Annotated in this window: 22 protein-coding genes; 9 read left to right on the top strand and 13 right to left on the bottom strand. The window is 67.8% G+C overall.

The window, feature by feature from the left end; genetic code table 11:
• Positions 1-52: 52 nt before the first annotated feature.
• Entirely contained in the window at positions 53-796 is a 744-nt protein-coding gene (yaaA, locus tag AC0B44_RS03215) for a peroxide stress protein YaaA (protein ID WP_471901488.1), read from the top strand.
• Positions 797-840: 44 nt separating this feature from the next.
• Here yaaA and AC0B44_RS03210 read toward each other — a convergent pair whose 3' ends face one another.
• From AC0B44_RS03210 to mqo, 3 genes are all read right to left on the bottom strand, one after another.
• Positions 841-2,289, bottom strand: coding sequence for an MFS transporter (locus AC0B44_RS03210; protein ID WP_471901734.1), 1,449 nt, complete (start codon positions 2,287-2,289; stop codon positions 841-843).
• A gap of 59 nt (positions 2,290-2,348) precedes the next feature.
• Positions 2,349-3,581 carry a uroporphyrinogen-III C-methyltransferase gene (gene cobA, locus AC0B44_RS03205; RefSeq protein ID WP_471901487.1) on the bottom strand — a complete coding sequence of 411 codons (1,233 nt, stop codon included), beginning with the start codon at positions 3,579-3,581 and terminating at the stop codon, positions 2,349-2,351.
• Between the two features lie 141 nt (positions 3,582-3,722).
• Entirely contained in the window at positions 3,723-5,252 is a 1,530-nt protein-coding gene (gene mqo / locus AC0B44_RS03200; protein WP_471901486.1) for a malate dehydrogenase (quinone), read from the bottom strand.
• 218 nt (positions 5,253-5,470) lie between these two features.
• Here mqo and AC0B44_RS03195 point away from each other — a divergent pair, with 218 nt between their 5' ends.
• Both AC0B44_RS03195 and mtr read left to right on the top strand, forming a co-directional pair.
• A complete protein-coding gene (locus AC0B44_RS03195; protein WP_471901485.1) occupies positions 5,471-6,535 on the top strand; it encodes an alpha/beta hydrolase in 1,065 nt (354 codons plus the stop codon).
• Positions 6,532-7,905, top strand: a complete 1,374-nt coding sequence (gene mtr / locus AC0B44_RS03190) for a mycothione reductase (protein ID WP_471901484.1) — start codon at positions 6,532-6,534, stop codon at positions 7,903-7,905. The genes AC0B44_RS03195 and mtr overlap by 4 nt, the downstream gene beginning before the upstream one ends.
• A gap of 63 nt (positions 7,906-7,968) precedes the next feature.
• Here mtr and AC0B44_RS03185 read toward each other — a convergent pair whose 3' ends face one another.
• The gene (locus AC0B44_RS03185) at positions 7,969-8,535 is read right to left on the bottom strand and encodes an alpha/beta fold hydrolase (RefSeq protein WP_471901483.1); all 567 of its coding nucleotides are present in this window, start codon (positions 8,533-8,535) and stop codon (positions 7,969-7,971) included.
• Positions 8,536-8,722: 187 nt separating this feature from the next.
• On the opposite strand from AC0B44_RS03185, the gene AC0B44_RS03180 reads away from it, so the two are divergent.
• On the top strand, positions 8,723-9,301 hold the full coding sequence (locus AC0B44_RS03180) for a DUF1360 domain-containing protein (RefSeq protein ID WP_471901482.1): 579 nt from the start codon (positions 8,723-8,725) through the stop codon (positions 9,299-9,301).
• Positions 9,302-9,345: 44 nt separating this feature from the next.
• On the opposite strand, the gene map is transcribed toward AC0B44_RS03180, so the two are convergent.
• Both map and AC0B44_RS03170 read right to left on the bottom strand, forming a co-directional pair.
• Positions 9,346-10,203 carry a type I methionyl aminopeptidase gene (gene map, locus AC0B44_RS03175; RefSeq protein ID WP_471901481.1) on the bottom strand — a complete coding sequence of 286 codons (858 nt, stop codon included), beginning with the start codon at positions 10,201-10,203 and terminating at the stop codon, positions 9,346-9,348.
• 62 nt (positions 10,204-10,265) lie between these two features.
• A complete protein-coding gene (locus tag AC0B44_RS03170; RefSeq protein WP_471901480.1) occupies positions 10,266-11,897 on the bottom strand; it encodes an AMP-binding protein in 1,632 nt (543 codons plus the stop codon).
• Positions 11,898-11,960: 63 nt separating this feature from the next.
• Between AC0B44_RS03170 and AC0B44_RS03165 the strand changes: the two genes are divergently transcribed.
• On the top strand, positions 11,961-12,869 hold the full coding sequence (locus AC0B44_RS03165; RefSeq protein ID WP_471901479.1) for a LuxR C-terminal-related transcriptional regulator: 909 nt from the start codon (positions 11,961-11,963) through the stop codon (positions 12,867-12,869).
• 45 nt (positions 12,870-12,914) lie between these two features.
• Positions 12,915-14,294, top strand: a complete 1,380-nt coding sequence (locus tag AC0B44_RS03160) for an APC family permease (protein ID WP_471901478.1) — start codon at positions 12,915-12,917, stop codon at positions 14,292-14,294.
• 4 nt (positions 14,295-14,298) lie between these two features.
• Here the strand turns inward: AC0B44_RS03160 and AC0B44_RS03155 are convergent, their stop codons facing one another.
• The 5 genes from AC0B44_RS03155 to dxr form a co-directional block, all read right to left on the bottom strand.
• Positions 14,299-16,143 carry a penicillin-binding transpeptidase domain-containing protein gene (locus AC0B44_RS03155; RefSeq protein ID WP_471901477.1) on the bottom strand — a complete coding sequence of 615 codons (1,845 nt, stop codon included), beginning with the start codon at positions 16,141-16,143 and terminating at the stop codon, positions 14,299-14,301.
• Between the two features lie 46 nt (positions 16,144-16,189).
• Positions 16,190-17,026, bottom strand: coding sequence for a GNAT family N-acetyltransferase (locus AC0B44_RS03150; RefSeq protein WP_471901476.1), 837 nt, complete (start codon positions 17,024-17,026; stop codon positions 16,190-16,192).
• A gap of 73 nt (positions 17,027-17,099) precedes the next feature.
• Positions 17,100-18,254 carry a flavodoxin-dependent (E)-4-hydroxy-3-methylbut-2-enyl-diphosphate synthase gene (gene ispG / locus AC0B44_RS03145; protein WP_471901475.1) on the bottom strand — a complete coding sequence of 385 codons (1,155 nt, stop codon included), beginning with the start codon at positions 18,252-18,254 and terminating at the stop codon, positions 17,100-17,102.
• Between the two features lie 45 nt (positions 18,255-18,299).
• On the bottom strand, positions 18,300-19,517 hold the full coding sequence (locus tag AC0B44_RS03140) for a M50 family metallopeptidase (protein WP_471901474.1): 1,218 nt from the start codon (positions 19,515-19,517) through the stop codon (positions 18,300-18,302).
• A 15-nt stretch (positions 19,518-19,532) separates the two neighbouring features.
• Positions 19,533-20,654, bottom strand: coding sequence for a 1-deoxy-D-xylulose-5-phosphate reductoisomerase (gene dxr, locus AC0B44_RS03135; RefSeq protein WP_471901733.1), 1,122 nt, complete (start codon positions 20,652-20,654; stop codon positions 19,533-19,535).
• 184 nt (positions 20,655-20,838) lie between these two features.
• Between dxr and AC0B44_RS03130 the strand changes: the two genes are divergently transcribed.
• Positions 20,839-21,087, top strand: a complete 249-nt coding sequence (locus AC0B44_RS03130) for a DUF2631 domain-containing protein (RefSeq protein WP_471901473.1) — start codon at positions 20,839-20,841, stop codon at positions 21,085-21,087.
• 104 nt (positions 21,088-21,191) lie between these two features.
• On the opposite strand, the gene AC0B44_RS03125 is transcribed toward AC0B44_RS03130, so the two are convergent.
• Together AC0B44_RS03125 and AC0B44_RS03120 are read right to left on the bottom strand one after the other, a co-directional pair.
• On the bottom strand, positions 21,192-21,992 hold the full coding sequence (locus tag AC0B44_RS03125) for an enoyl-CoA hydratase/isomerase family protein (protein WP_471901472.1): 801 nt from the start codon (positions 21,990-21,992) through the stop codon (positions 21,192-21,194).
• A 16-nt stretch (positions 21,993-22,008) separates the two neighbouring features.
• Positions 22,009-22,980 (bottom strand): acetyl-CoA hydrolase/transferase family protein, encoded by a 972-nt coding sequence (locus AC0B44_RS03120; protein WP_471901471.1) that lies wholly within the window; start codon positions 22,978-22,980, stop codon positions 22,009-22,011.
• 277 nt (positions 22,981-23,257) lie between these two features.
• Between AC0B44_RS03120 and AC0B44_RS03115 the strand changes: the two genes are divergently transcribed.
• Both AC0B44_RS03115 and AC0B44_RS03110 read left to right on the top strand, forming a co-directional pair.
• Complete coding sequence (locus AC0B44_RS03115) at positions 23,258-23,641, top strand: ABC transporter ATP-binding protein C-terminal domain-containing protein (RefSeq protein WP_471901470.1); 384 nt, start codon at positions 23,258-23,260, stop codon at positions 23,639-23,641.
• Positions 23,634-24,353: an ABC transporter ATP-binding protein gene (locus tag AC0B44_RS03110; protein ID WP_471901469.1), complete on the top strand. Its 720-nt coding sequence runs from the start codon at positions 23,634-23,636 to the stop codon at positions 24,351-24,353. The genes AC0B44_RS03115 and AC0B44_RS03110 overlap by 8 nt, the downstream gene beginning before the upstream one ends.
• Positions 24,354-24,372 lie beyond the last annotated feature (19 nt).

The raw sequence follows: 24,372 nt of genomic DNA, 5'->3' as shown, positions 1-24,372 counted from the left end.
GTAGAGGAGCCTACCGCTCGCCCGATCCGGCTCCTCGGTACGGTGGGCTGTTGTGCTGGTGCTTCTCCCCCCTTCTGAAACCAAATCCACCGGCGGCGACGGCGCGCCGCTGGATCTCGGCGACCTCTCGATGCCGCAGTTGACCGAGACCCGGGAACTGCTCGTTCGGGCTCTGGTCGAGCTCGCTGCCGACTTCGACGCGTCGAGCCGGGCTCTCGGCCTGGGCGCCAACGGAGCCGACGAGATCGAACGCAACGCCAAGTTGTGGGTCTCCCCCACGCGGCCCGCGCTCGAGCGGTACACCGGAGTACTGTTCGATGCTCTCGATGCCCCGACGTTGACGAAGGTGCAGCGGGAGAAGGCCTATCGGAGGCTCGCGGTCGGCTCGGCGCTGTTCGGTGCCGTGCGTGCGAGCGACCCCATTCCGGCGTATCGCCTCTCGGGCGGCTCGAAGCTTCCGGGTTTCGGCACTCTCGCGGCGTTGTGGCGGCCCGAGTTGACCGCCGCGCTCGTCGCCGAGGCCGCCGGTGACCTCGTCGTCGATCTCCGTTCCGGTGCGTATCAGCAACTCGGTCCGGTTCCCGGCGCCGTCACAGCGACGGTTCTCACCGAGAAGCCCGACGGCACGCGGGCGGTCGTGAGCCATTTCAACAAGCACCACAAGGGCCTGCTCGCCCGTGCTCTGGTGCAGACCCGCGCCGAGCCGTCGGATGTGCGGGGTCTCGCGCGCGTGGCGTCGAAGGCCGGACTGCGGGTGGAGATCGCCTCGCCGACGGAATTGGTCGTCCTCACCTGAGAACCCGCCCCGCGCGCGACGGCGTCGAGGCGGGGCAGGCAGTCTCAGCTCGTCTGCGCGGATTTCTCCGCTTCCTGGGCCTGCGCCACCTCTTCGGAGGTGAGCCGGATGAAGAATGCCGCGACGCCCGCGATCACCGCGCACGCGGCGCATCCGACGAGCGCGAACATGTACCCCTCGCCCTGCGCGGTGAGTTGCGCGGCGGTCATCTCGGCGACGGCACCCGATGTGCCTCCGAGCGACATCGTCCTCGAAGTGGCGAGCGCGCCGATGACAGCGAGGCCGATGGGTCCACCGAGCGTCTGCGCGACCTGCGCGATCGCGGACAGCGGTCCGATCTCGTGCGCACCGACGCCCGCGATGGCGCACAGCGGCAGCGGGACCACGGCCAGACCCACCCCGAAGCCGACGACGAGCACCAGGACGAACAGAGTCGGGAAGTATCGCACCGTCTCGTCCATCGTCGACCCGTAGAGCAGGCTCAGGGCCATGATGACGGCACCGGTGACCACCAGCCACCGGGGCTGTATGCGGGCCGCGAGCTTGGACGACGCCGCGGCCGCTCCCCCGAGACCGAATGCGAACGGCACGAACGCGAGGCCCGCCTGCAGCGGGGTGTAACCGAGGACGTCCTGCACGAACAACGCCACGAAGGCCGCGAGGCTGAACATCACCGCGCCGGCGAAGAAGATCGCCACGAAGGTCGCCACGCGGTTTTTGTTGCGGAACAGCACGAACGGGAGGAGTGGGTTCTCGGCGCGGCGTTCGACCAGCAGGAAGATCCCGAGCAGGACGACGCCGGCGGTGAGCGCACCGATCACGGCGACGCTCCCCCAGCCGAGTTCGGGGCCTTCGGTGAGGCCGAACACGATGCCGGTGCATCCGAGCGTCGCGAGGATGGCGCCCGGCACATCCAGCGCCAGACGCTCCGAGGAGGTTTCGCGCAGTGCGCTGAGCGCGAGCACGACGATCACGACACCGATCGGAACGTTGATGAGGAAGATCCATCGCCACGACACCTGGGTGAGCGCCCCGCCCAGGATGAGACCCGCGATCGATCCGACGCCCGTCATAGCGGCGAAGACGGCGATGGCGCGATTACGTGCCGGCCCGGCGGCGAAGGTCGTCGCGACGAGCGCGAGGGCTGTCGGCGACGCGATCGCCGCTCCGACGCCCTGCAGTGCTCGCGCACCGATGAGCATCGCCTCGTTGGTGGCCAGCCCGCACAGCAGCGATGCCAGGGTGAACAGGCCGACGCCGGTGATGAACATGCGTTTGCGGCCGAAACTGTCGCCGAGGCGGCCGCCGAGCAGCATCAGCCCGCCGAAGGCGAGCGCGTACGCGGTGAGGACCCAGTTCCGGCCGGCGTCGGACAGCGCGAGGTCGGCCTGCAACGGCGCGAGCGCGAGATTGGCGACGGTGCCGTCGAGCACCACCATGAGCTGTAATCCGCTGAGGACCAACGTGGCCAGCGCGAGTGCACGAGCGGTCATGGGGTGCGCGGCGCCCGAGGCGGGTGCGGTTTCCGAGGTGTGTGCCACGGGGTCCAACGTTACCGACCCTCCCGACCGAATCCGGCGACCGGACCGATGACGATGATGGCGGGCGGGCGGGTACCCTCCTCCCGCACTCGGGCAGCGACGTGGCCCAGATCGGTCCGGAGCACCTTCTGCGTGGCCAGGGTGCCTTCCTGCACGACGGTCACCGGGGTGTCCGCGGGCTTGCCGCCGGCCGTCAGGACATCGGCGAACGCACCGATACGTTCGACGGCCATGAGCAGGACGAGGGTGCCGCGCAGTTTCGCCAGCGCGTCCCAGTCGGTGAGCGAGTCGGGGTGGTCGGGCGCGACGTGTCCGCTCACCACGACGAATTCGTGCGTCACCCCACGGTGGGTCACGGGGATCCCCGCCGCCGAGGGCACGGAGATCGCGCTGGTGATGCCCGGCACGACGGTGACCGGTACGCCGGCGGCCGTGCAGGCCTCGAGTTCTTCGTATCCCCGTCCGAACACGTACGGGTCGCCGCCCTTGAGCCGGACGACGAACTTTCCGGCCTTCGCCCGGTCGATCAGGATGTCGTTGATGGCCTGCTGTGCCATCGCCCGGCCGTAGGGCAACTTGGCCGCATCGATCACCTCGACGTGCGGATCCAGTTCGGCGAGCAGTTCCTGTGGGGCGAGGTGGTCCGCAACCACCACATCAGCGCGGGCCAGCAATCGCCGCCCCCGGACGGTGATCAGGTCCGGGTCGCCGGGGCCGCCGCCGACCAGTGCCACACCGGTGGGCTTGGGTGCGGCGTCGTCCGTGACGTCGGACAGTGCCGCGCCGGCCAACGCGTCCCGGATCGCGGTACGCACCGATGCGGATCTGCGGTGGTCACCACCGGCAAGCACCCCGACGGACAGACCGTCGTACCGGGTGGTCGCGGGTGTGACCGCACTTCCTCCGCGGGCGCTGTCGGCGCGCACGCAGAAGATTCTGCGGCGCTCCGCCTCGGCGACGATCGCGGCGTTGGTGTCAGGTTCGTTCGTGCAGGCCATCGCGTACCAGGCGCCGTCGAGGTCGCCGTCACGGTAGTCGCGGACGTCGAGTGAAATTCGGCCCTTCGTCGCCAGGCTCTCCACCGCCGGGGTCGCGGCACGCGCGACGACGTGCACGTTCGCCCCCGAGGCCACCAGCAGCCCCAGCCGACGTTGTGCGACGCTGCCGCCGCCGACGACGACCACGCGTCGTCCGTGGAGATCGAGCCCCACCAGGTAATTGGTCTCGTGATCGGCAACCGGCACCGGTACTCCCCATCGTCTTTTTTTCTCTGTCGGAACCGACCGCGGAAGGCGAATCCCCGGAGCGCTCCTCGTATCGCCCGCCGGTAGCGGACGACTGCGGCCCGGCGGCGAACCGCCGGGCCGCGATATCCGTGCCGTGCGTCAGACGGCGGCAGGCTCCACGGGGGCGACCTGTCCGCGACCGGGGACGACGTCGAGCTGAAGCTTCTTGGTGCTGTCCTCCCACACCTGACGGAACAGATCCGGGTTCTCGGACAGCTTCACGCCCAGGGAGGGAACCATCTCGCGAAGCTTGGGCTGCCAGCCGGCCCACTGCTGCGGGAAGCAGCGCTCGAGCACGTCGAGCATGGCGGGAACGGCGGTGGAGGCACCCGGCGACGCGCCGAGCAGACCGGCGATCGACCCGTCGGCGGCGCTGACCACGGCGGTACCGAACTCGAGCACGCCGCCCGCACCCTTGCGGCGGATCACCTGCACGCGCTGTCCGGCGACGATCAGCTCCCAGTCCTCGAGTCGTGCCTCGGGGGCGAACTCGGCGAGGGTGCCGATACGGTCGGCCGGCGACTGGGTGAGCTCACCGACGAGGTACTTGACCAGGCCGAGTTCGGTCACACCGACGCCGAGCATGGACATCAGGTTGTTCGGCTTGATCGACTTGGGCAGGTCCATGACACCGCCCTGCTTGAGGAACTTGGGCGACCAGCCGGCGTACGGGCCGAACAGCAGACCCTGCTTGCCGCCGATCACGCGGGTGTCGAGGTGCGGCACCGACATCGGGGGCGCACCCACCGCTGCCTTGCCGTACACCTTGGCGCTGTGCCGGGCGATCACGTCGGGGTTGGTGCAGCGCAGGAACGCGCCGGACACGGGGAATCCGCCGAAGCCCTTGGCTTCGGAGATGCCGGACTTCTGCAGCAGGTGGAGGGCTCCGCCGCCGGCGCCGACGAAGACGAACTTCGCGTGCACCTTGCGCGATTCGCCGGTGCGGCGGTTGCGGACCTTGACGATCCAGCTGCCGTCGGACTGCTTGGTGATGTTGGTGACCTCGTGGCCGAAGAACACCGTGCCGCCGGACGCGGCGACGTTGTTGATGAGCTGCTTTGTCAGTGCACCGAAGTCGACGTCGGTTCCGGTCTCGGTCCAGTTCAGTGCCACCGGGTCGGTGTAGTCGCGGCCCGCGGCCATGAGCGGCAGCCGCTCGGCGAAGAATTCGGGGCTCTCGGAGTACTCCATGCCCGCGAACAGCGGGTGGCCTGCCAGCGCGTCGTACCGCGCCCGCAGGTACTTCACGTCGTCGGCACCATGCACGAAGCTCACGTGCGGGATCGGGTTGATGAAGTTCTTGGGGTCGGACAGGATGCCGTTGTCGACCGCGTACGACCAGAACTGGCGCGAAACCTGGAACTGCTCGTTGACGTTGACGGCCTTGGCGATCTCCACCGAGCCGTCGGGCTTGCCCGGAGTGTAATTCAGCTCACACAGTGCCGAATGGCCCGTGCCCGCGTTGTTCCACGGGTCGCTGCTCTCCGCTGCGACGGCGTCGAGCCTCTCGAAGGCGGTGATCGACCAGTCCGGCTGGAGTTGACGCATCAGCGCGCCGAGGGTCGCGCTCATGATGCCCGCGCCCACGAGCACTACATCGGTTTTCGCCTCTACCACGTTCTCTGACACGGGGAAATCGACTTCCTTGTCTGTTCGCACGTGCCGCCGCGCTATCGCGCACCGCTCACGTGAGTGTCCCGAACGCGCCCGCACACAATCCTCGAGTTCAGGATTCGTCCACAGTCGCGCGACTGCGACGCACAGGTTACCCGCGCGTTTACCGCCCCTTCATTTCACCTAATTGTGTACCCACGCGACCTACGTCCGAAGCCTCCTAGAGTGTGATAGTGACTACTTGGCAGCCCGACATCCTGGGCGACGGATACGAGCAGCTCGTGCTGCCCCTGGGCGACGACCCCGACGGGGAAGGCGAGATCACGGCGACCCTGGTGCGGTACCAGCCGAACAGCGGCGGTGCCGCGGAGACGCGAGACCTGCCCGACCGGGCCGTTCTCTACGTACACGGGTTCACCGACTACTTCTTCCAGCAGCACATCGCGGAGCATGCCGCGGCGCAGGGCTACCGGTTCTTCGCACTCGACCTGCGAAAATGCGGGCGCTCGCGGGCACCTGGCCAGACGCCCCATTTCGTCACCGACCTCGGGTACTACGACCAGGAACTCGACGAAGCCCTGCGCATCGTCTCCGCCGAGGTTTCCGGTGGCGGCGTCGTACTCGCCGCGCACTCCACCGGCGGTCTGGTGCTTCCGCTGTGGCTCGACCGCCTCAACCGGCAGCCGGGCGGAACCGAGGCCGCCGGCGTACGGGGACTCGTTCTCAACAGCCCCTGGTTCGATCTGCAGGGCCCGTCGTACCTGCGCAACGTCGGCACCGCCGCGATCGACGTCCTCGGGCGGCTCCGGCCTCACGCCGCCGTGCCCGGCCGGAAGTTCGACACCTACGGCGCGAGCCTGCAACACGGCGGCTGGACCTACGACCTCGATCTGAAACCGCTCACCGGCTTCCCCGTCAGATTCGGATGGTTGCGCGCCGTACGCATCGGGCAGGCGCGCTTGCACCGGGGTCTGGACGTAGGCGTCCCGTCGTTGATCCTGCGGTCGGGAGCGTCGCGCTTCGCGCCGAAATACGACGCCACGATCGACACCGTCGACGCGGTCCTCGACGTGCGGCAGATCGCCCGGTGGGCGGGTTGCCTCGGTGACCGCACCACGATCGTGCCGATCATCGGGGCGCGACACGATGTGTTTCTCTCCACACCCGGCCCCCTGGCCACCGCATTCCGGGAATTGGACCAGTGGCTGGAATGGTTGAACGGAGACGGTACCGCGGGCGAGCCCGCCGGCGCCGGGGATGTTTCCGCACCGCCACGACCCACGGGAGAACACGCGTGACCCACTACGACCTCGCGATCATCGGCACCGGATCGGGAAACTCGATCATCGACGAGCGCTACGACGGTAAGCGCGTCGCACTGCTGGAGGAGGGCACCTTCGGTGGCACCTGCCTGAACGTGGGCTGCATCCCGACGAAGATGTACGTGTACGCAGCCGACGTCGCGAGCACGATCCGTTCGGCATCCAAGTACGGAATCGACGCCACGATCGACGGTGTCCGCTGGAACGACATCGTCGACCGGGTGTTCGGCCGCATCGATCCGATCGCCGCCGGCGGCGAACAGTATCGGCGCGAGGGGTGCGCGAACGTCACCGTCTACAACGGCCGGGCCCGGTTCGTCGGTGAGCGCACACTCGACACCGGAACAGGCGAAACCATCACCGCGGACCAGATCGTCGTCGCGGCGGGCGCGCGTTCCGAGATCCCGCAGGAAGTGCTCGACGGTGGGGTGACCTACTACACGAGCAACAACATCATGCGGCTCCCGAAGCTCCCCGAATCGATGGTGATTCTCGGAACCGGCTTCATCGCAATGGAGTTCGCCCACGTCTTCTCCGCCCTCGGCACGAAGGTGTCGGTGATCGGACGGAGCAGCAGGCTGTTGCGCCACCTCGACACCGACCTCTCCGAACGCTTCACCGCACTCGCGCAGCAGAAGTGGGACGTCCATCTGGAGAACCCGGCACGCGCGTTCATGCCGGTGGGTGACGGCGTGGAGGTCGAACTCGCCGACGGCACCGTGGTGGCCGGTGACGTGCTGCTCGTCGCGACCGGCCGCCGGCCCAACGGCGATCTGCTCGACGCCGCGGCGGCGGGAATCGAACTCGACGCGGCCGGGAGCATCGTCGTCGACGAATTCCAGCGCACAACGGCAGAGGGCGTATTCGCACTGGGCGACGTGTCGTCGCCGCATCAACTCAAGCACGTCGCGAATCACGAAGCGCGAGTCGTGCAGCACAATCTCCTCCACGACGCGTGGGGACCGGACACCTCGGCCTTGCAGCGCACCGATCACCGGTTCGTTCCCGCCGCGGTGTTCACCGAACCGCAGATCGCGACGGTCGGACTCACCGAAGCGGAGGCACTCGCCGCGGGATACGACATCTCGGTGAAGATCCAGGATTACGGAAACGTCGCCTACGGCTGGGCGATGGAAGACACCGAGGGCTTCTGCAAACTGATCGCCGATCGGTCCACCGGACTGCTCCTCGGCGCCCACATCATCGGCGCCCAGGCGTCGACGGTCATCCAGCCGCTCATCCAGGCGATGGCCTTCGGCATCACCGCGCGCGACATGGCGACCCAGCAGTACTGGATCCACCCGGCCCTTCCCGAACTGGTGGAGAACGCCCTGCTCGGACTGTAGGCACTACCCGTCCGTCCGGCCCTCGCCGCTCTCCGGGGCGCGGGGGCCGGAATGCGCTGTGCTCTACCAGCTCCCGGTGCGCAGGGCGATCGCCGACGCGAATTCCGCCGCGGCGCGCGCGGGCACGTCGTCGATGTCACCGAGGTCGACCACGCGGAACTCACCGGTCACGTACCTCATCGAAGCGTCCGCTTCCGGCATGCGTGCGGGATCTCCGACCACGATGGTGGTGGGGACCTCGGCCACCTGCGCCGCAGAATCGCGGACGGTGCCGTCGGCCATCGGGACGACCGGGTGACCGCGGTCCACGACGACCAGACTCGCGAACCGGCCGAACCGGCCCGAGGCGACTGCCCACGCAAGTTCGGCGCCTGCGCCTGTGCCGGCGAGATGCACCCACGGCAGGGCCAAGTGATCGAGCACTGCGAACACATCGTCCGGGTTCATACCGTCGAGGCTTTCCGGCACGACCGTACGCAGATCGGAGTTGTGCAGCCGTTCGCACACCGCGTCGAATACGCCGGCTCCCTGTCCTGCGTCGGGCAGCAGGAGCACGGTGTGCCTGCTTTCGGGTCCGTCGATGCGCACCTGGAACGAACCCGAATCCGTGGTCACAGTCGTCGATTCCATGCCCCGGAACGCTACACGCTTCCCTCCGGCCGACCGGGTGTGTCTCCGCCGCCCGGACCGGCCGGTAGGGCACGCGCGACTCGCGGGTCCACATCGCCTGTTTAATTGCGAACTGCCCGGGAAACCGGGCGCTATGACTCCGACGAACAATGGTGACGGCTCACCCCGAAACGATCCGTCCGGCACCGTGTCCGCCCCCGATATGTCCGCCCACGACATGGTCTCCGCTCTCGACCCGGCCCACGGTCGTGCGGAACGTGACGCAGCGGCAGAACCTGCAGAACCGCCGGAGGCCGACCGTTCCGAGAACTCGGAACTCGGCGGCTACGTGGCGACGCTCCTGCTGTACGGCCTGTTCGTGACTGTGGTCGCCGTCCTCACGGCGGTCACCCCGAAGCGCCTACCGGACCGGATGGGTGTCCGGGACCTCGTCGTCTCCGCCGCCGCGGCCCACAAACTGTCGCGGACGGTGACCAAGACTTCGGTCACGCGACCACTTCGTGCCCCGTTCACCAAACCCGGCGAAAAAGGTGGCCCCGGCGAGGTCATGGACCGGCCCGTCGGGCGCACCGGTCTCAAGCACAGCATCGGCGAGTTGCTGACGTGCCCGTTCTGCTTCGACGTGTGGGCGATCACCGCTGTCACCGTCGGCAGGGTGTTCGTCCCGAGAGCCACGGCCGTCATCGTCGACGCGCTCGCGGCGCTCACCGGTGCGGATTTCCTCCACCTCGCGTACGCCCGCGCACAGCAGGCCGCCGAAGGGTGACACCGCCCGTGTGACGGTTGCCGCCGCGTCGCCGCCGGCGACCGTCACGCGACGGTGAGGATCTCCGCGCCGTTGTCGGTCACGACCAGCGTGTGCTCGAACTGAGCACTCCACTTGCGATCCTTGGTCACGACGGTCCAGCCGTCGTCCCAGATCTCGTAGTCCGGAGTGCCCAGGTTGATCATCGGCTCGATGGTGAACACCATGCCCGGCTCGAGAACCGTGTCGATGTCCGGACGGTCGTAGTGGAAGACGATCAGACCGTTGTGGAAGGTCTCGCCGATCCCGTGGCCGGTGAAATCACGCACCACTCCGTACCCGAATCGGTTGGCGTACGACTCGATGACGCGGCCGACCACATTCAGTGCCCGGCCGGGCGCGACCGCCTTGATCGCACGGGCCGTCGCCTCACGAGTGCGTTCGACGAGAAGCCGTGCCTCCTCGGACACATCACCGGCGAAGAACGTCGCGTTGGTGTCCCCGTGCACGCCGTGGATGTACGCGGTCACATCGATGTTCACGATGTCGCCGTCCTCGATCACCGTGGTGTCCGGGATCCCGTGGCAGATTACCTCGTTGAGCGACACGCACACCGACTTCGGGAATCCGCGGTATCCGAGGTCGGACGGATACGCACCGTGATCGCACATGTACTCGTGTGCGACACGGTCGATCTCGTCGGTGGTGACTCCCGGCGCGACCGCTTTCCCTGCCTCGATCAGTGCCTGCGCAGCGATCTTCGATGCGATCCGCACCTTGTCGATGGTCTCGGGTGTCTGCACCCACGGCTCGTTGCCCTCGTTCGCGGTCGGCTTCCACACATATTCGGGACGCTCGATCGACTTGGGCACCTCACGGATCGGTGTCGCGGTACCGGGGACGAGCGGGGCGCGGGTAGGCATGGAATCAGATTAACCCGCCGTGCCCCGCTCCCACCGACACCCGGCCGAGCCCGTCGTCGGCGTTAGGAGGTCACGTCGTGCCCGCGGCGCAGGATGTAGCGCTGCACCTTGCCACTGGGTGTCTTGGGCAGGTGCGGCACGAAGTGCACGGTCCGCGGATAGGCGTGGGCCGCGAACTTCTTCTTCACCAGTTGCTGCAGGTCGCGCTCGAGAGCGTCGTCACCCTCGACACCATCCCGCACCACCACGAATGCCTCGAGGACCTCGCCGCGAAGCTCGTCGGGCACTCCCACCACCGCGGCCTCCACCACGTCGGGATGCATCACGAGCACCGACTCGACGTCGAAGGGACCGATGCGGTATCCGGCCATGATGATGACGTCGTCGTCCCGTGAGGAGAAGTAGAAGAACCCGTTCTCGTCGACCTTGCCGGCATCGCCGGTCAGATACCACCGGCCGTCGTCGGTGAACCGGTCCGCAGTCTTCTCCGGTGCGTCGACATACCCGGTGAACCACACGAGGGGGCTCGCGTGGACGTCGATCGCGACTCTGCCGATTTCTCCGGGCGCTGCGACCTCGTCGCTGTCGTCGCGCAATACGGCGCAGGTCCAGCCGGGCAGTGGCTTGCCCATCGACTGCGACGGAACCTGTTCGCGCAGTTCGTCCGCCCATGCGTCCACGACGAACATGCCGTGCTCGGTCTGTCCGTACTGGTCGCGCACCACCACGCCGAGGGTCTCCGACGACCACGCGAGCACGTCGGGGGTGAGCGGCTCTCCCGCCGACGACGCGCGTCGCAGCGAGACTGCCGGGTGCGCCGCGGTATCGGCCCGCAGGCTCCGGTAGACCGTGGGGGCGGCAGCGAAGTTGGTGACGCCGAAACGGTCGAGGATCTGCCATGTCAGCGCGGGTGAGAACCCTCCGTGCAGAAGGATGCTCCGTCGCCCTGCCGCCAGCGGGCCGAGCAACGCGTAGTACAGGCCGTAGGCCCAGCCGGGATCCGCCGCGTTCCAGAACACGTCGTCCTCGCGCACGTCGAGTCCGAACTCGAGATACGCGTGGAACGATGCGAGCGCTTTCACCGGTACCGGCACACCCTTCGGTGTGCCCGTCGTGCCCGAGGTGAACAGTTGCACGAGACCACCGGTGGCCCCCACCGAGACTGCGGCGGCCCGCGGGTCGTCCGCGGAATGGGACGCGAGCAGGTCCGCGAAACGCAGGCCGACGCCGCTGCTCTCGCCTGCGACCACGACCTGCCAGGGAGCGTCGTCGGGCATGTCCTCGCCCGGCGCGAGTTTGCCCACCTGGTCGCCGTCCGCGATCACGACGCGGGCACCGCTGGCCTGCAACCGGAACGCGATGGCGGGAGGCGCGAACGCGGTGAACAACGGAACGTGCACCGCGCCGCGACGCCAGATACCGAGCACCGCGACGACGAGGTCGGCGGACTTCCCCATCAGCGTCGCAACGTGGTCACCGGGTTCGACACCGAGGTGCGCGAGCGCCGCGGCGAAGCGCTCCGATCGTTCTCGCAGCTCACCGTAGGTGAGATCGACGGACGTCAGATCGGGGTCGATCACCGTGAATGCCACCGCGTCGGCCGGATGGTCGTCGCAGAGCAACCGTGCGGCGCACGCGTCGGGAGTGTCGTAACGGTTCAGCAGTTCCCGAACTCGGATCGCTGTGTCGACCATGGGGTCCGTCCTCTCGTTGGCTCGCGCGGCGAGCCGATGTCCACGCGCTCGCCCTACCGCTCTATGATCCGAATCACACCATGGTTCCGATACCCCCGGAAAGGGGTGGCCCACGTGCCGGTCGTCTCGTCGCCGCTGCTGCGCCCCCGCGACGGCGACGCGCTGCGCCTCGAGTTGCGTCGTACCGCCTCGCAGTCACAACTGCCCGTCGTGTTCGCCGGTGAGGTTCAGCACGACAAACTGCACCTGAGCGAGTTCTTCGGAACTCGGACCAACAGCCTCGCCGGTGTCGTCGTGCCTCCTCGCGCCGGTCTCGGCGGACGAGTGCTGTCCGAGGGCCGCCCCGTGACCGTGGCGGATTACGGGAGGTCGTCGTCGATCACCCATCACTTCGACCGTCCGGTACTCGGCGAAGGACTCCGATCGATCGTTGCGGTGCCGGTGATGGTCGGCGGCGTTGCCCGTGCCGTGTTGTACGGCGCTGCACGGGAATGCGGGCCGCTCGGCGAACGCGCGGTCAACGCGTTCATGCAGACCGCGGGACGGCTTGCCGACGAGATCGCCGTGCGGGACGAAGTGGATCGACGGATGGCGATGCTCGTGCACCTCGGATCCGGTGACCCCGATCCCGTGGCTACCGCGCACGTTCGCGAGGTCCACGCCGAATTGCGCACGCTGGCGCACGAAACGGAGGACGAGGCGCTGCAGAGTCGTCTGCGTTCGCTGTCGGAGCGACTCGCCGCAGCACTGGCGGGCGGTGGCGGTGCCGGGGCTGAGGTGACGCTCTCCCCGCGCGAGACCGATGTCCTCTCCTACGTCGCGCTGGGGTGCAGCAATCCCGAGATCGCGCGTCGACTGTCGGTCGGCCCGGAGACCGTCAAGAGTTATCTGCGCAGCGCGATGAGCAAACTCGACGTTCATTCCCGCCACGAAGCAGTGGTCGCCGCGCGAAAATCGGGTCTGCTGCCCTGACCTGTTCGGCACCGGATCGGCGGGCATCGGAAAGGAGAGTGTTCGATGCCCGAGACCACCGCAGCACCCGAATTGAAGCGCGTGATGGGACCAGGTCTGCTCCTGCTCTTCATCGTCGGCGACATCCTCGGCACCGGGATCTACGCTCTGACCGGCAATGTCGCGAACGAGGTCGGCGGGGTGGTGTGGCTACCGTTCCTGGTGGCATTCGCCGTCGCGACCATCACGGTGTTCAGCTACCTCGAACTGGTCACGAAATACCCGCAGGCCGCGGGCGCAGCGCTGTACACGCACAAGGCCTTCGGGATCCAGTTCCTCACGTACATGGTCACATTCACGGTGATGGCCTCCGGCATCACCTCGGCGTCGACGGCGGCACGAGCGTTCGCCGCGAATTTCGCCGAGGCGTTCGAACTCGACATCACGGGCGGAATCGGAATCACCCTGGTAGCACTGGGATTCGTGCTCGCGGTGGCCCTCATCAACATGCGCGGGGTCAGCGAGAGCGTGAAGACGAATGTCGTGCTCACGGTCGTCGAACTCTCCGGTCTTCTGATCATCGTCTTCATCGGGATGTGGGCGCTGGGCTTCGGCAACGGTGACTTCTCGCGGGTGGTCGACATCGACACCGGCGACCGTTCCGTGTTCACCGCCGTCGTGGCCGGCACAGCACTCGCGTTCTTCGCGATGGTCGGTTTCGAAGACTCGGTCAACATGGCCGAGGAATGCAAGAACCCCACCCGGATCTTCCCGAAGGTGCTGCTCGGCGGCCTGTGCATCACCGCCCTAATCTATGTCCTGGTGTCCGTCACCGCCGTGGCGCTGGTACCGCCGGACCTGCTCGGCGAAGGTGAGACCCCGCTGCTGCGAGTGGTGGAGGCAGGCGCACCGGCCTTTCCGGTCGGGATCTTCGCCTTCATCACCATGTTCGCGGTCGCCAACACCGCTCTGATCAACATGTTGATGGCGAGCCGCCTGCTGTACGGGATCTCGCACGAGGGCGTCGTTCCCGCGGCGCTGGGAAAGGTGCACCGGACGCGCCACACGCCGCACGTGGCGATCGCATTCACCACCCTGCTCGCGATCGGCCTCATCACCTTCGTCGGGGAGATCCCCGAACTCGGCGGCACGACCGCGCTACTGCTGCTCATGGTCTTCGCCATCGTCAACGTGGTCGTGTTGGTACTTCGCCGCGATCACGTCGACCACGAGCATTTCCGCGCGCCCACGGTACTTCCGGTGCTGGGTGCTGCGAGTTGCCTGTTCCTCGTGTCCCCGTTCGTCGATCGGCCGGGCACCCAATACCGGATCGCGGGGGTTCTGCTCGGCATCGGAGCGCTGTTGTGGCTGGTCACGTGGGTGGCAGGACGACGCGGCGGACTCACCCATCGCACACTCGACCGGGCGGAGCCGCCCGCGAGATGAACGGTCACGCTCCGTCGTCGCGGTAGCCGGGCGGGAGAGCGGCGAACATGTCCCGGGTGACGGCAACGGCGTTGTCCGAACTGCCGCCCCGCACCACCAGGGTCGCGAACGCGAGGTCGCCCCGGTAGCCGACGAACCACGAGTGCGATCCCCCTTCGACCTCCGCTTCACCGGTCTTGCCGTACACATCGCCCTGATCACGGATGCGGTCGGCGGTGCCGCTGGTGATCACCAGACGCATCATGTCGCGCAGGCCGGCCACGACGTCGGGATCGACCGGTGACGGATCGCCCTGCACCACTGTCTCCCGGCCCTCGATCAGATACGGAACGGGCGTGCGCCCGGCGGCGACGGTAGCCGCAGCCAGGGCCATTCCGAACGGGCTGACGACCACCTTGCCCTGCCCGAATCCGTCTTCGGTGCGTTCGACGAGGTCTTCGGCCGGTGGCACGGAACCGGTGAACGTGGGCATGCCGACCACCTCGTAGTCGACACCGATTCCGAAGCAGGCCGCGGCGACGTTCAATGCGTCCGGAGTCATTTCCGACGCGAGGTGAGCGAACGAGGTGTTGCACGACCGTGCGAACGCGGTGGCCAGCGAGACGGTGCCGAGCGCGAACTCGTTGTAGTTCGGGATGCTGCGGTCACCGATGACGATGCGGCCGGGGCACGGCACCGTCGTCTCCGGTGACGCGAGACCGCTCGCCATCGCGGCACCCGAGGTGACGATCTTGAATGTCGAGCCGGGCGGGTATTGTCCCGCGAGCGCCACCGGCCCGTCCCGGTCGGCCGCCGTGTTCTGCGCCACTGCCAGCACCGCACCGGTGGAAGCCTCGACGACCACCGTCATCGCCTGTTCGGCACGGGCATTCACCGCGTTCTGCGCTGCGACCTGGATCGGGCGGTCGAGGCTGATCGAAACAGACGGCACCGGACGGGGTTGCGTCTCGGTGAGCACATCGGTGTCGACGCCGTACTGGTTGACGATCACGACGCTCCACCCTGCGGTGCCGTCCACTTCGTCGATGACGGTCTTCTTCACCTGACCGACGAGATCGGGCGCGAACGTACGGTCGGTCGAGACGAGGTCCGCCTGTTCGGTGACCACCACACCGGGTATCGCGGCAAGCCGATCGGCGACGCGCTCGTAGTCCTCCTCACCGAGTCGCACCACCGAACGCGGCCCGGACACCGCGGTCACCGACTCCGCGATGGCCTGGGCACTGAGCGACGAATCGAACTGCCCGAGTGCGGATGCCAGCGCCCTGGCGGCCGAGGACACGTCCTCGCTCCGGGCCGCGTCGAACGCCACCCCGTAGACGGTGCCGGGCACGAGCACGTCGCTGCCCGCATGCTCGTTGACACGGGCACGCGGCGCCGCAGTGCTGCGCAACTGTACGGTTTGGCGGTTGCCGAGTTGCGGATGAACGGCGGATTTCGCCCATCTGACCGACCATTGATCGCCGCTTCGCCCCATGTGCAGCTCACCGGCGTACTGCCACACCCGCTCCCGCGGGAGGTGCCATTCGTAGCTGTATCCCACGGTCGCGGAATCACCGTCGATGCGCGTGGACGTCGTGCGCGCCACGAGCGATTCGGCTTGCAGCCCGTCCCAAACCTCGGCCAGCGCGGTCTCGGCCTCGTCCGGCCGGTCGGAGCGTGCGGCGGCTCCAGCAAAATCCTGTGATGCGAAGTCCGAGAAGAACAGTTGCGCAGCCGCGTCGGGACCGGAGGCGCGAGGCGTACACGCCACGACGAGACCGCACAGCAACGCCGTCGCCGCCCAGGCCGCAACGACCCGGAGACGGCCCCCGCGTGCAGGCACCGAGTTCGAACCTCGTGGTCTCATCGCCCGTCATCGTAAGCGGAGGAACGCCCGAAACGGCCGGAACGCGTCAGTCGAGAAGCACCGTCGTAAATGTCGCAACCTGGCGGAAACCCACCCGTTCGTACGCGGCCCGGGCCCGGGTGTTGAAGCTGTTGACGTACAGGCTCGGCAGCCGCCCGGCGGCGGTCACTGCCGCGCCGACCGCGGCCGTGCCGGCGGAACCCAGCCCGAGACCACGCTTTTCCGGATCGACCCAGACACCCTGGATCTGCCCGACCGTGGAGGATTGTGAACCGACCTCGGCTTTGAACACGACGCGGCCATCCTCGAACCGGGCCCAGGCCCGTCCGGCCGCGATGAGGCTCGCCACCCTGCGGCGGTAGCCTGCTCCCCCGTCGCCGAGACGCGGGTCGACACCGACTTCCTCGATGAACATCGAAATCGCGGCAGGCAGGTAGGCGTCGAGTTCTTCCGGGCGCACCCGGCGCACGCGTGGGTCCGGGTCGACGCGCGGTTCCCGGTCGAGCACCAGCAGCGGTTGCTCGGCGCGGACTTCCCGCGGAGGTCCCCACGCCGGCGCGAGCGCGTCCCACATCGGCAGGGCGTACTCCGCGCGGCCCACGATCGACGAGCACAGACGAGGCCCGCGAACGGCACGCTCGGCGAATGCCTGTATGTCGTCGGGGTTTCCCAGCAGGGGGATGAGATTGGCTCCCGCGAAGCAGAGCGAGGACTCCGGTCCGCCGCGGCTCCACATGTCGCCGCCGACGGCGCGACCGTCGAGTCCGTATTCCTCGATGCGCCCGGCCACCATGCACGACGCCACGGGGTCTCGCGCGAGCACCCGCAACACCGAGGCCGTGTCCCGGCCGCCCAGCGACCGGACACCCAGAAGCTTGAGCACTCGCTCACCACCCGTCGACAAGCTGATACGAGATCAGGGTGCCACGCGTCACCCGCACATGGAAATCGGGGTATCAGCCGACGGACACAACGGGGTTTCCGGCTCCGGCTTCGCCCTCCATGTCCTCGGCGATCCGCATCGCCTCTTCGATCAGTGTCTCCACGATCTGCGCTTCCGGCACCGTCTTGATGACCTTGCCCTTGACGAAGATCTGGCCCTTGCCGTTGCCCGATGCCACACCGAGATCGGCCTCGCGTGCCTCACCCGGCCCGTTGACGACGCAGCCCATGACGGCGACGCGCAGCGGGATCTCCATGCCCTCGAGTCCGGCGGAGACCTCGTCGGCCAGCGTGTACACGTCGACCTGGGCGCGCCCGCACGACGGGCACGAGACGATTTCCAGCTTGCGTGGGCGCAGGTTGAGCGACTGCAGGATCTGCGTGCCGACCTTGATCTCCTCCGCCGGCGGTGCGGACAGCGAGACCCGGATGGTGTCGCCGATGCCTTCGCTCAGCAGTGCGCCGAACGCGACCGCGGACTTGATGGTGCCCTGGAACGCCGGTCCTGCCTCGGTCACCCCGAGGTGCAGCGGGTAGTCGCACTGGGCGGCGAGTTGGCGGTACGCCTCGACCATGATCACCGGGTCGTTGTGCTTGACCGAGATCTTGATGTCGCCGAAGCCGTGTTCCTCGAACAGGCTCGCTTCCCACAGCGCGGACTCGACGAGGGCTTCGGGAGTCGCCTTGCCGTACTTCTGCATCAGGCGCGGGTCGAGCGAACCGGCGTTGACGCCGATGCGGATCGGAATGCCCGCGTCGCCGGCGGCCTTGGCGACTTCCTTGACGCGGCCGTCGAACTCCTTGATGTTGCCGGGGTTCACCCGCACCGCCGCGCATCCCGCGTCGATCGCCGCGAAGATGTACCGGGGCTGGAAGTGGATGTCGGCGATCACCGGGATCTGGCTCTTCCGCGCGATGGTCGCGAGAGCGTCCGCGTCCTCCTGCCGGGGGCAGGCGACACGCACGATGTCGCAGCCCGAGGCGGTGAGCTCGGCGATCTGCTGCAGAGTCGCGTTGATGTCGTGCGTCTTGGTGGTGCACATCGACTGCACGGAGATGGGGTGATCGCTGCCGACACCGACATTGCCGACCATGAGCTGGCGTGTCTTGCGTCGCGGTGCGAGGACCGCAGGCAGTTCGGGCATGCCCAATCCGACGGGGCTGGTCACAGTTCGCCTTCTTTCGTAGCTACCCGGCAAGTCTAGCCGCGCAGGTCAGAACAGCTGGATGGGGTTGATGATGTCGGCGGTGAGGGTGAGGATCATGAACGCGCCGCCGATCACCACCGCGACATAGGTCAGCGGGAGCAGTTTCATGTAGTCGACGGGTGCTCCGTCCGGGAGTCCGCGCAGTCCGCGAATCCAGTTGCGGACGCGTTCATAGACGGCCACGGCCATGTGTCCGCCGTCGAGCGGGAGCAGCGGCAGGAGGTTGAAGGCACCGAGGAAGAAGTTGAGCTGGGCGAGCAGCAGTACGAACGACTGCCAGATTCCCCGTTCCGCGAACTGGCCGCCGATGACGCTGGCACCGACCACGCTGACGGGGGTGTCGACGGCACGCTCCCCTCCCGTCACGGCGGTCCACAGATCCGACACCTTGCTGGGCAGATCCATGAGCGACTGCGCCGTGATGACCATCAGATCGCCGGTGAATTTCAGTGTTCCCGGGATGGCCGTGAGGGCGTTGTATTCGGTGGGCCGGTTCTCCTCTCCCGTCACGCCGATCGCGCCGACGGTCTCCGAGGTGATCTCCCCGGTGCGGGTGTCCTCCACGTACCGCTGGACCTGTTCGACGGTGACGGGCACGGTCAGGGTCTCGTCGCCCCGCTCGACGGTGAAGTCGACGGTGCCCGTGGCGGCGCGCGTCGCCTCGACCAGCGAATAGAACCCCTCGACCTCCTGCCCGTCCACAGCGACGATGACGTCACCGGGCCGGATCCCGGCTTCTCCGGCCGGTCCGCTGCCGGTACACGGCGCGAGGGCGTAGTTGCCTTCCGCGCCTGCCTGGCTGGGCGCGACGCAGGACACCTCCGCCACCGTGGCCTGGGGACGCAGTTGCGGCAGCGCCCAGGTGACCGCGAGGACATAGATCAAGACGATGCCCAGCGCGAAGTTCATGCCGATGCCGCCGGTCATGACGACGAGGCGCTTCCACGTCTTCTGCTTGTACATCGCGCGGTCGTACTCGTCGGGTGCGAGTTCGTCGAGCGCGGTCATGCCTGCGATGTCGCAGAAGCCGCCGGCCGGTACCGCCTTGAGGCCGTATTCGGTCTCACCGCGGCGGAACGAGAAGATGCGGGGGCCGAAGCCGATGTAGTACCGCCGGACTTTCATGCCCAGTCTCTGTGCGGTCCACATGTGACCGGCTTCGTGCAACGCGACAGAGGCGGCGATGCCGAAGGCGAAAACGAGCACGCCCAGTGCGAACATCATGTGTGGCCGATCCTCCTAGTCGACGAGTGTGCGCGCCCGGCTGCGGGCCCAGCCGTCGGCTGCGAGCACATCGTCCACGGTACTGGGTTGCGCCGACCACTCGTCCGCCTCGCCCAGCACGGCCTCCACGGTCCGCACGATCCGGGGGAACGACAGCCGTCCCTCGAGGAACGCCTCCGCCGCGATTTCGTTCGCTGCGTTGTACACCGCGGTGAGGCACCCGCCTCGGCTTCCGGCGGCGCGCGCGAGCTCCACGGCAGGGAACACCTCGTTGTCGAGCGGCTCGAACTCCCAGGTGAACGCCGTCGAGAAATCGAGTGCCGGGGCAGCGTCCGGCACCCGGTGCGGCCAGCCGAGCGCGAGTGCGATCGGCAGGGTCATCGACGGCGGCGACGCCTGGGCCAGTGTGGATCCGTCGGTGAAGGTCACCATCGAGTGCACGATCGACTGGGGATGGACGGTGACGTCGATCCGCTCGTACGGAATACCGAACAGCAGGTGCGCCTCGATGAGCTCGAGTCCTTTGTTGACGAGGGTCGCCGAGTTGAGTGTGTTCATCGGGCCCATCGACCACGTCGGATGTGCGCCGGCCTGCTCCGGTGTGACCGATTCGAGGCGGTCGGCCGTCCAGCCGCGGAACGGCCCACCCGAGGCGGTGAGGACCAGGCGTGCGACCTCGTCGGCGGTGCCGCCGCGGAGGCACTGTGCCATCGCGGAGTGCTCGGAGTCGACGGGCACGATCTGCCCCGGGGCGGCTGCGGCGGTCACCAGGGCGCCACCCGCGACGAGGGACTCCTTGTTCGCCAGTGCCAGCCGCGCGCCGGTTTCCAGCGCGGCAAGGGTCGGCGCGAGCCCGAGCGAGCCGACGAGCCCGTTGAGCACGACGTCGGCCTCCACCTCCCGTACGAGTGCGGTCACGGCATCGGGACCGCTGCGGACCGGCAGGTCGAGACGCGACGCGGCACCGGGATCGGCGACGGCGACCTCGGACACACCGAACGCGCGGATCTGCTCGGCCAGCAGGTCGATGTTGCCTCCGCCCGCAGCCAGGCCGACAACTTCGAACCGGTCGGGGTTGGCTCCGATCACCTGGAGTGCCTGGGTTCCGATGGAACCGGTGCTGCCCAGCAGCAGCACGCGCGTACGGGAAGAGTTCTCTGCTTCGGCCACGGATGCATTCTTCCCGACGCCGGTGTGTACGTCATGAACCGGTGTGACGGGCCGTACCTGACCTGCCGTGAGAGCGCCCCCACTTCATACGACGGGCGGTCGTATGTCACGATTACCGGCAACAGGACCAACTGGCAAGCAGGAGGAAACGGTGGCCGGTACCGAGCTGGAGTCCAACCATGACAGAACGGTGGCGGAGGTGCCCTCGGCGGAATGGGGCTGGAGCGGCGAAGCACCGCGCGCCTTCCGTGCCGCAGGCTGGGTGTTCGCGGCCTTCCTCCTCCTGATGATGATCGGCAACCACAGCGGCAAGGTCGAAGACCTTTACCTCATCGGTTTCGCTGCGGTGATCGTGTTCATCCTCGTGCGTGACATCGTCGCGCGCCGCCGCATGCGGTAACACCACAGTCGACGAACAGCAGGGCCCGCCCGGAGCGATCCGGGCGGGCCCTGCTGTTCGACAGCCCTCGCCGTCGCGGTCCCCGCTGCACGCCACCGGCAGTATCAGCGGCCCCGCCACTGGGGAACCCGTTTGGCTGCGAAGGCTCGCGGCCCCTCCTGCGCGTCCTCGCTGTTGTAGCAGAGTTCGGAGGCGTGTCGCGCCGCTGCCAGCGCGGCCGAGCGTCCCATCTCGGTGGAGAGCATCACGGTCTCCCGCGCCGCGCGCACCGACAGGGGCGCGCCCGCCAGAATCTCGTGAGCCAGGTCGAGGGCCGCGGGCAGGAGAGCGTCGGGCTCCGCGAGCCTGTTGACCAACCCGATCTCGTAGGCACGCTGCGCGGTGATCGGCTTTCCGGTCAGCAGGGTCTCCATCATGATCCGCTGCGGGATCATGTGGATCAGTGGAGACGCCCACGGTGAACTCCTGCCCACTTTCACTTCCGTGACCGCGAACATCGCACCGGTACTCGCCACGCACAGGTCGCACGACTGCGCGATCAGCCAACCCCCGGCGAACGCGGCCCCGTTGACCGCCGCGATCGTGGGTTTCGACAGTTCGACGGTGTCGTACGGGACGGGGATCAGTGGCCGCGGCGGCACCCGCATTCCGGTCTCCACCATCTCCTTGAGATCGCCGCCCGCGCAGAATGCCTTCTCCCCCGCCCCGGTCAGGATGGCCACCCGAAGGTGGGGATCGCTCTCGAAGCGGTCCCACGCATCGTAGAGTCCCGCGCGTACCTCCGCGGTGAGGCAGTTGCGCGTCGCCGGGCGGTTCAAGGTGATGACGGCGATGCCGTCGTCCCGGGCATCGAACAGCACTGCCGCGTTCAACAATGCTGCGCCCTCAGCCGGGTCCCCGGTCATCGGACAACTCCGCTCATCAGAAACCTCTCTGTCGGATCACGTGAGCCTCGCGGTCGAGCGCGTCGCGGAAGTCCGGGTGGGCGATGGCGATCAACCGCCTGCTTCTCTCGGCGAGGGTTTGTCCCCGCAGTTCCGCAGCGCCGAACTCGGTGACGACCACGTCCACCTCGCTTCTCGCGGTGGTGACCGGACCCGACAGTCCGGCGGTGATGCGGCTGACGGTGCCACCTTTCGCGGTGGCGGGCAGCGCCATGATCGCGTGGCCACCCGGCGATCGTGCACCTGCCCGGACGAAATCCACCTGCCCGCCCGTGCCGCCGAGGTAGGCCGATCCGCTCTGCTCGGCGTTGACCTGTCCCGTGAGGTCCACCTCCATCGCCGAGTTGATGGTGACGAGCTTCTCCAACTGCGCCAGGATGCCGGCGTCGTGAGTGTATGCGGTGGTGCACATCCGGATATCGCTGTTGCGGTGCGCGAAGTCGTAGAGTCTCCCGGTGCCGATCAGGGCACCGGTGACGGACACTCCGCGGTCTATTGCCTTGCGGGCGTTGGTGACTGCTCCCGCTTCGACGAGATCGACGAGTCCGTCTCCCAGCATCCCCGAGTGCACCCCGAGATCCCGGCGGTCGGACAGCAGACGAAGGACGGCGTCGGGTACACCTCCGACCCCCATCTGGATCACCGACCCGTCGTCTATGTACGAGGCGGCGTGCCGCGCGATCGCTGCGTCGGTCTCGCCGATCGCCGCGGGAGACACCTGCACCGGCGTCCGGGAAACGTGCACGGCGTAGTCGATATCGGAGGACGCGATCGTTTCGCCGAAGGTGAAAGGCACCTGATCGTTGACCTCTGCGACCACCACGCGCGCCCGCGTGACGGCGGCCCGCACATAGTCGCTGACGAGCCCGAAACTGTGGTTGCCGTCGTTGTCGGCGGGACTGACCTGTACGAATGCCACGTCGCAGCCGATGATTCCGGCCCCGATCATGGGGCCGACCTGACCGACATGACCGTCAGATCGCCGACGTCGCGGCCCTGCTCGATCAGTGCCTCGAGCAAGGTCGACGGTTCGCCGCACGCTTGGCCGACAACGATATGGTCGCCCCGGCGGAGGAACTAGCGGACGTCGATCGCCGTGTCGGTACGGACCCTTGTCATAGCCCTTCACCGTCGCGCAGAATGTCGTCGCTGCGCTGCGCCCCGGCGGGCCGGCAACACTGTGGCGGGATCTGTTCGGCCGCAATAAGACCGGCACGGACGAACTCGTGGCCTCGACGCTGCACGCAGTGGGTCTGGGCGACCTCGGAGCGACCACGGCGCGCGATCTCACCCTCGGACAGCAGAAACTCGTCGGAGTAGCCCGTGCCCTCGTCGGGAACTGCGGCGTGCTCCTGCTCGACGAGCCCGCAGCAGGCCTCGACAGCCAGGAGAGCCTCGACTTCGCCGCGCGCATCCGCGCCGTGGCGCGAGGCGGTCCCGGGTTGTTGCTCATCGACCACGACATGTCGCTGGTTCTCGGTGTGTGCGACCGCATCGATGTCATGGAGTTCGGGAAGGTGATCTTCTCGGGCACACCGGAACATGCCAGAAAGGACCCCGCCGTGATCGCTGCGTACCTCGGCACACCGATGGAGACCACTCATGGCTGACGTGGTGCTCACCGCCGAATCCATGACGTCCGGTTACAACGGCGTCGCCGCGGTCTCCGACGTGAACCTGACCGTCTCCGCCGGTGAGGTCGTCTCGATCCTGGGTTCCAACGGTGCGGGCAAGACGACGACTCTGCTCACACTCGCCGGGCTGATTCCGGCGATGGGCGGACAGGTCACCGCTATGGGTGCGCCGGTCGATTACCGTCGGCCGTACCGCATGGCGCGGCGCGGAATCCGGCTCGTCCCCGACGACCGGGGGCTCTTTTCCAGCATGACCGTCCGCGACCATTTCCGTCTCGCCCGTACGAGTGCCGAACGCTCACGAGAAGAACTCGTTCTCGACAGGTTTCCGGCTCTGGCCCTGTTGCAGTCGCGGACCGTCGGTCTCCTGTCCGGTGGTGAGCAGCAGATGCTCGCGATCGCGGTGGCACTGCTCGCGGAGCCGCGCATCCTCATGGTCGACGAGATGAGTCTCGGGCTGGCACCACTCGTCGTGGAGCAAATGCTGCCCGCCATCCGGGATCTCGCCCGCGAGGAGCACATCGGCGTCGTGCTGGTCGAACAGCACGTCGAACTCGCACTCGCCGTCTCGGACCGCGCGATCGTGCTCGGGCACGGCCGGGTGGTTCTCAAGGGCGACGCGGCGACATTGCCGGCCGACCGGGATCGACTCGAAGCCGCGTATTTCGGGGCCGCGGACGCCCGCTGACGGAAAAGGAAAGCGCTTC

This window comes from Rhodococcus sp. NPDC019050 (assembly GCF_055664235.1).
The sequence above is the reverse complement of the archived record's forward strand: the minus strand, read 5'-3'. Positions and strand labels throughout refer to the sequence as shown.

Coding starts and splice junctions, on each gene's coding strand:
- AC0B44_RS03210 (WP_471901734.1), bottom strand. CDS start 2,289: ATGACCGCTCGTGCACTCGCGCTGGCCACGTTGGTCCTCAGCGGATTA.
- AC0B44_RS03185 (WP_471901483.1), bottom strand. CDS start 8,535: ATGGAATCGACGACTGTGACCACGGATTCGGGTTCGTTCCAGGTGCGC.
- map (WP_471901481.1), bottom strand. CDS start 10,203: ATGCCTACCCGCGCCCCGCTCGTCCCCGGTACCGCGACACCGATCCGT.
- AC0B44_RS03170 (WP_471901480.1), bottom strand. CDS start 11,897: ATGGTCGACACAGCGATCCGAGTTCGGGAACTGCTGAACCGTTACGAC.
- AC0B44_RS03165 (WP_471901479.1), top strand. CDS start 11,961: ATGATCCGAATCACACCATGGTTCCGATACCCCCGGAAAGGGGTGGCC.
- AC0B44_RS03160 (WP_471901478.1), top strand. CDS start 12,915: ATGCCCGAGACCACCGCAGCACCCGAATTGAAGCGCGTGATGGGACCA.
- AC0B44_RS03155 (WP_471901477.1), bottom strand. CDS start 16,143: ATGAGACCACGAGGTTCGAACTCGGTGCCTGCACGCGGGGGCCGTCTC.
- AC0B44_RS03140 (WP_471901474.1), bottom strand. CDS start 19,517: ATGATGTTCGCACTGGGCGTGCTCGTTTTCGCCTTCGGCATCGCCGCC.
- AC0B44_RS03125 (WP_471901472.1), bottom strand. CDS start 21,992: ATGACCGGGGACCCGGCTGAGGGCGCAGCATTGTTGAACGCGGCAGTG.
- AC0B44_RS03120 (WP_471901471.1), bottom strand. CDS start 22,980: ATGATCGGGGCCGGAATCATCGGCTGCGACGTGGCATTCGTACAGGTC.
- AC0B44_RS03110 (WP_471901469.1), top strand. CDS start 23,634: ATGGCTGACGTGGTGCTCACCGCCGAATCCATGACGTCCGGTTACAAC.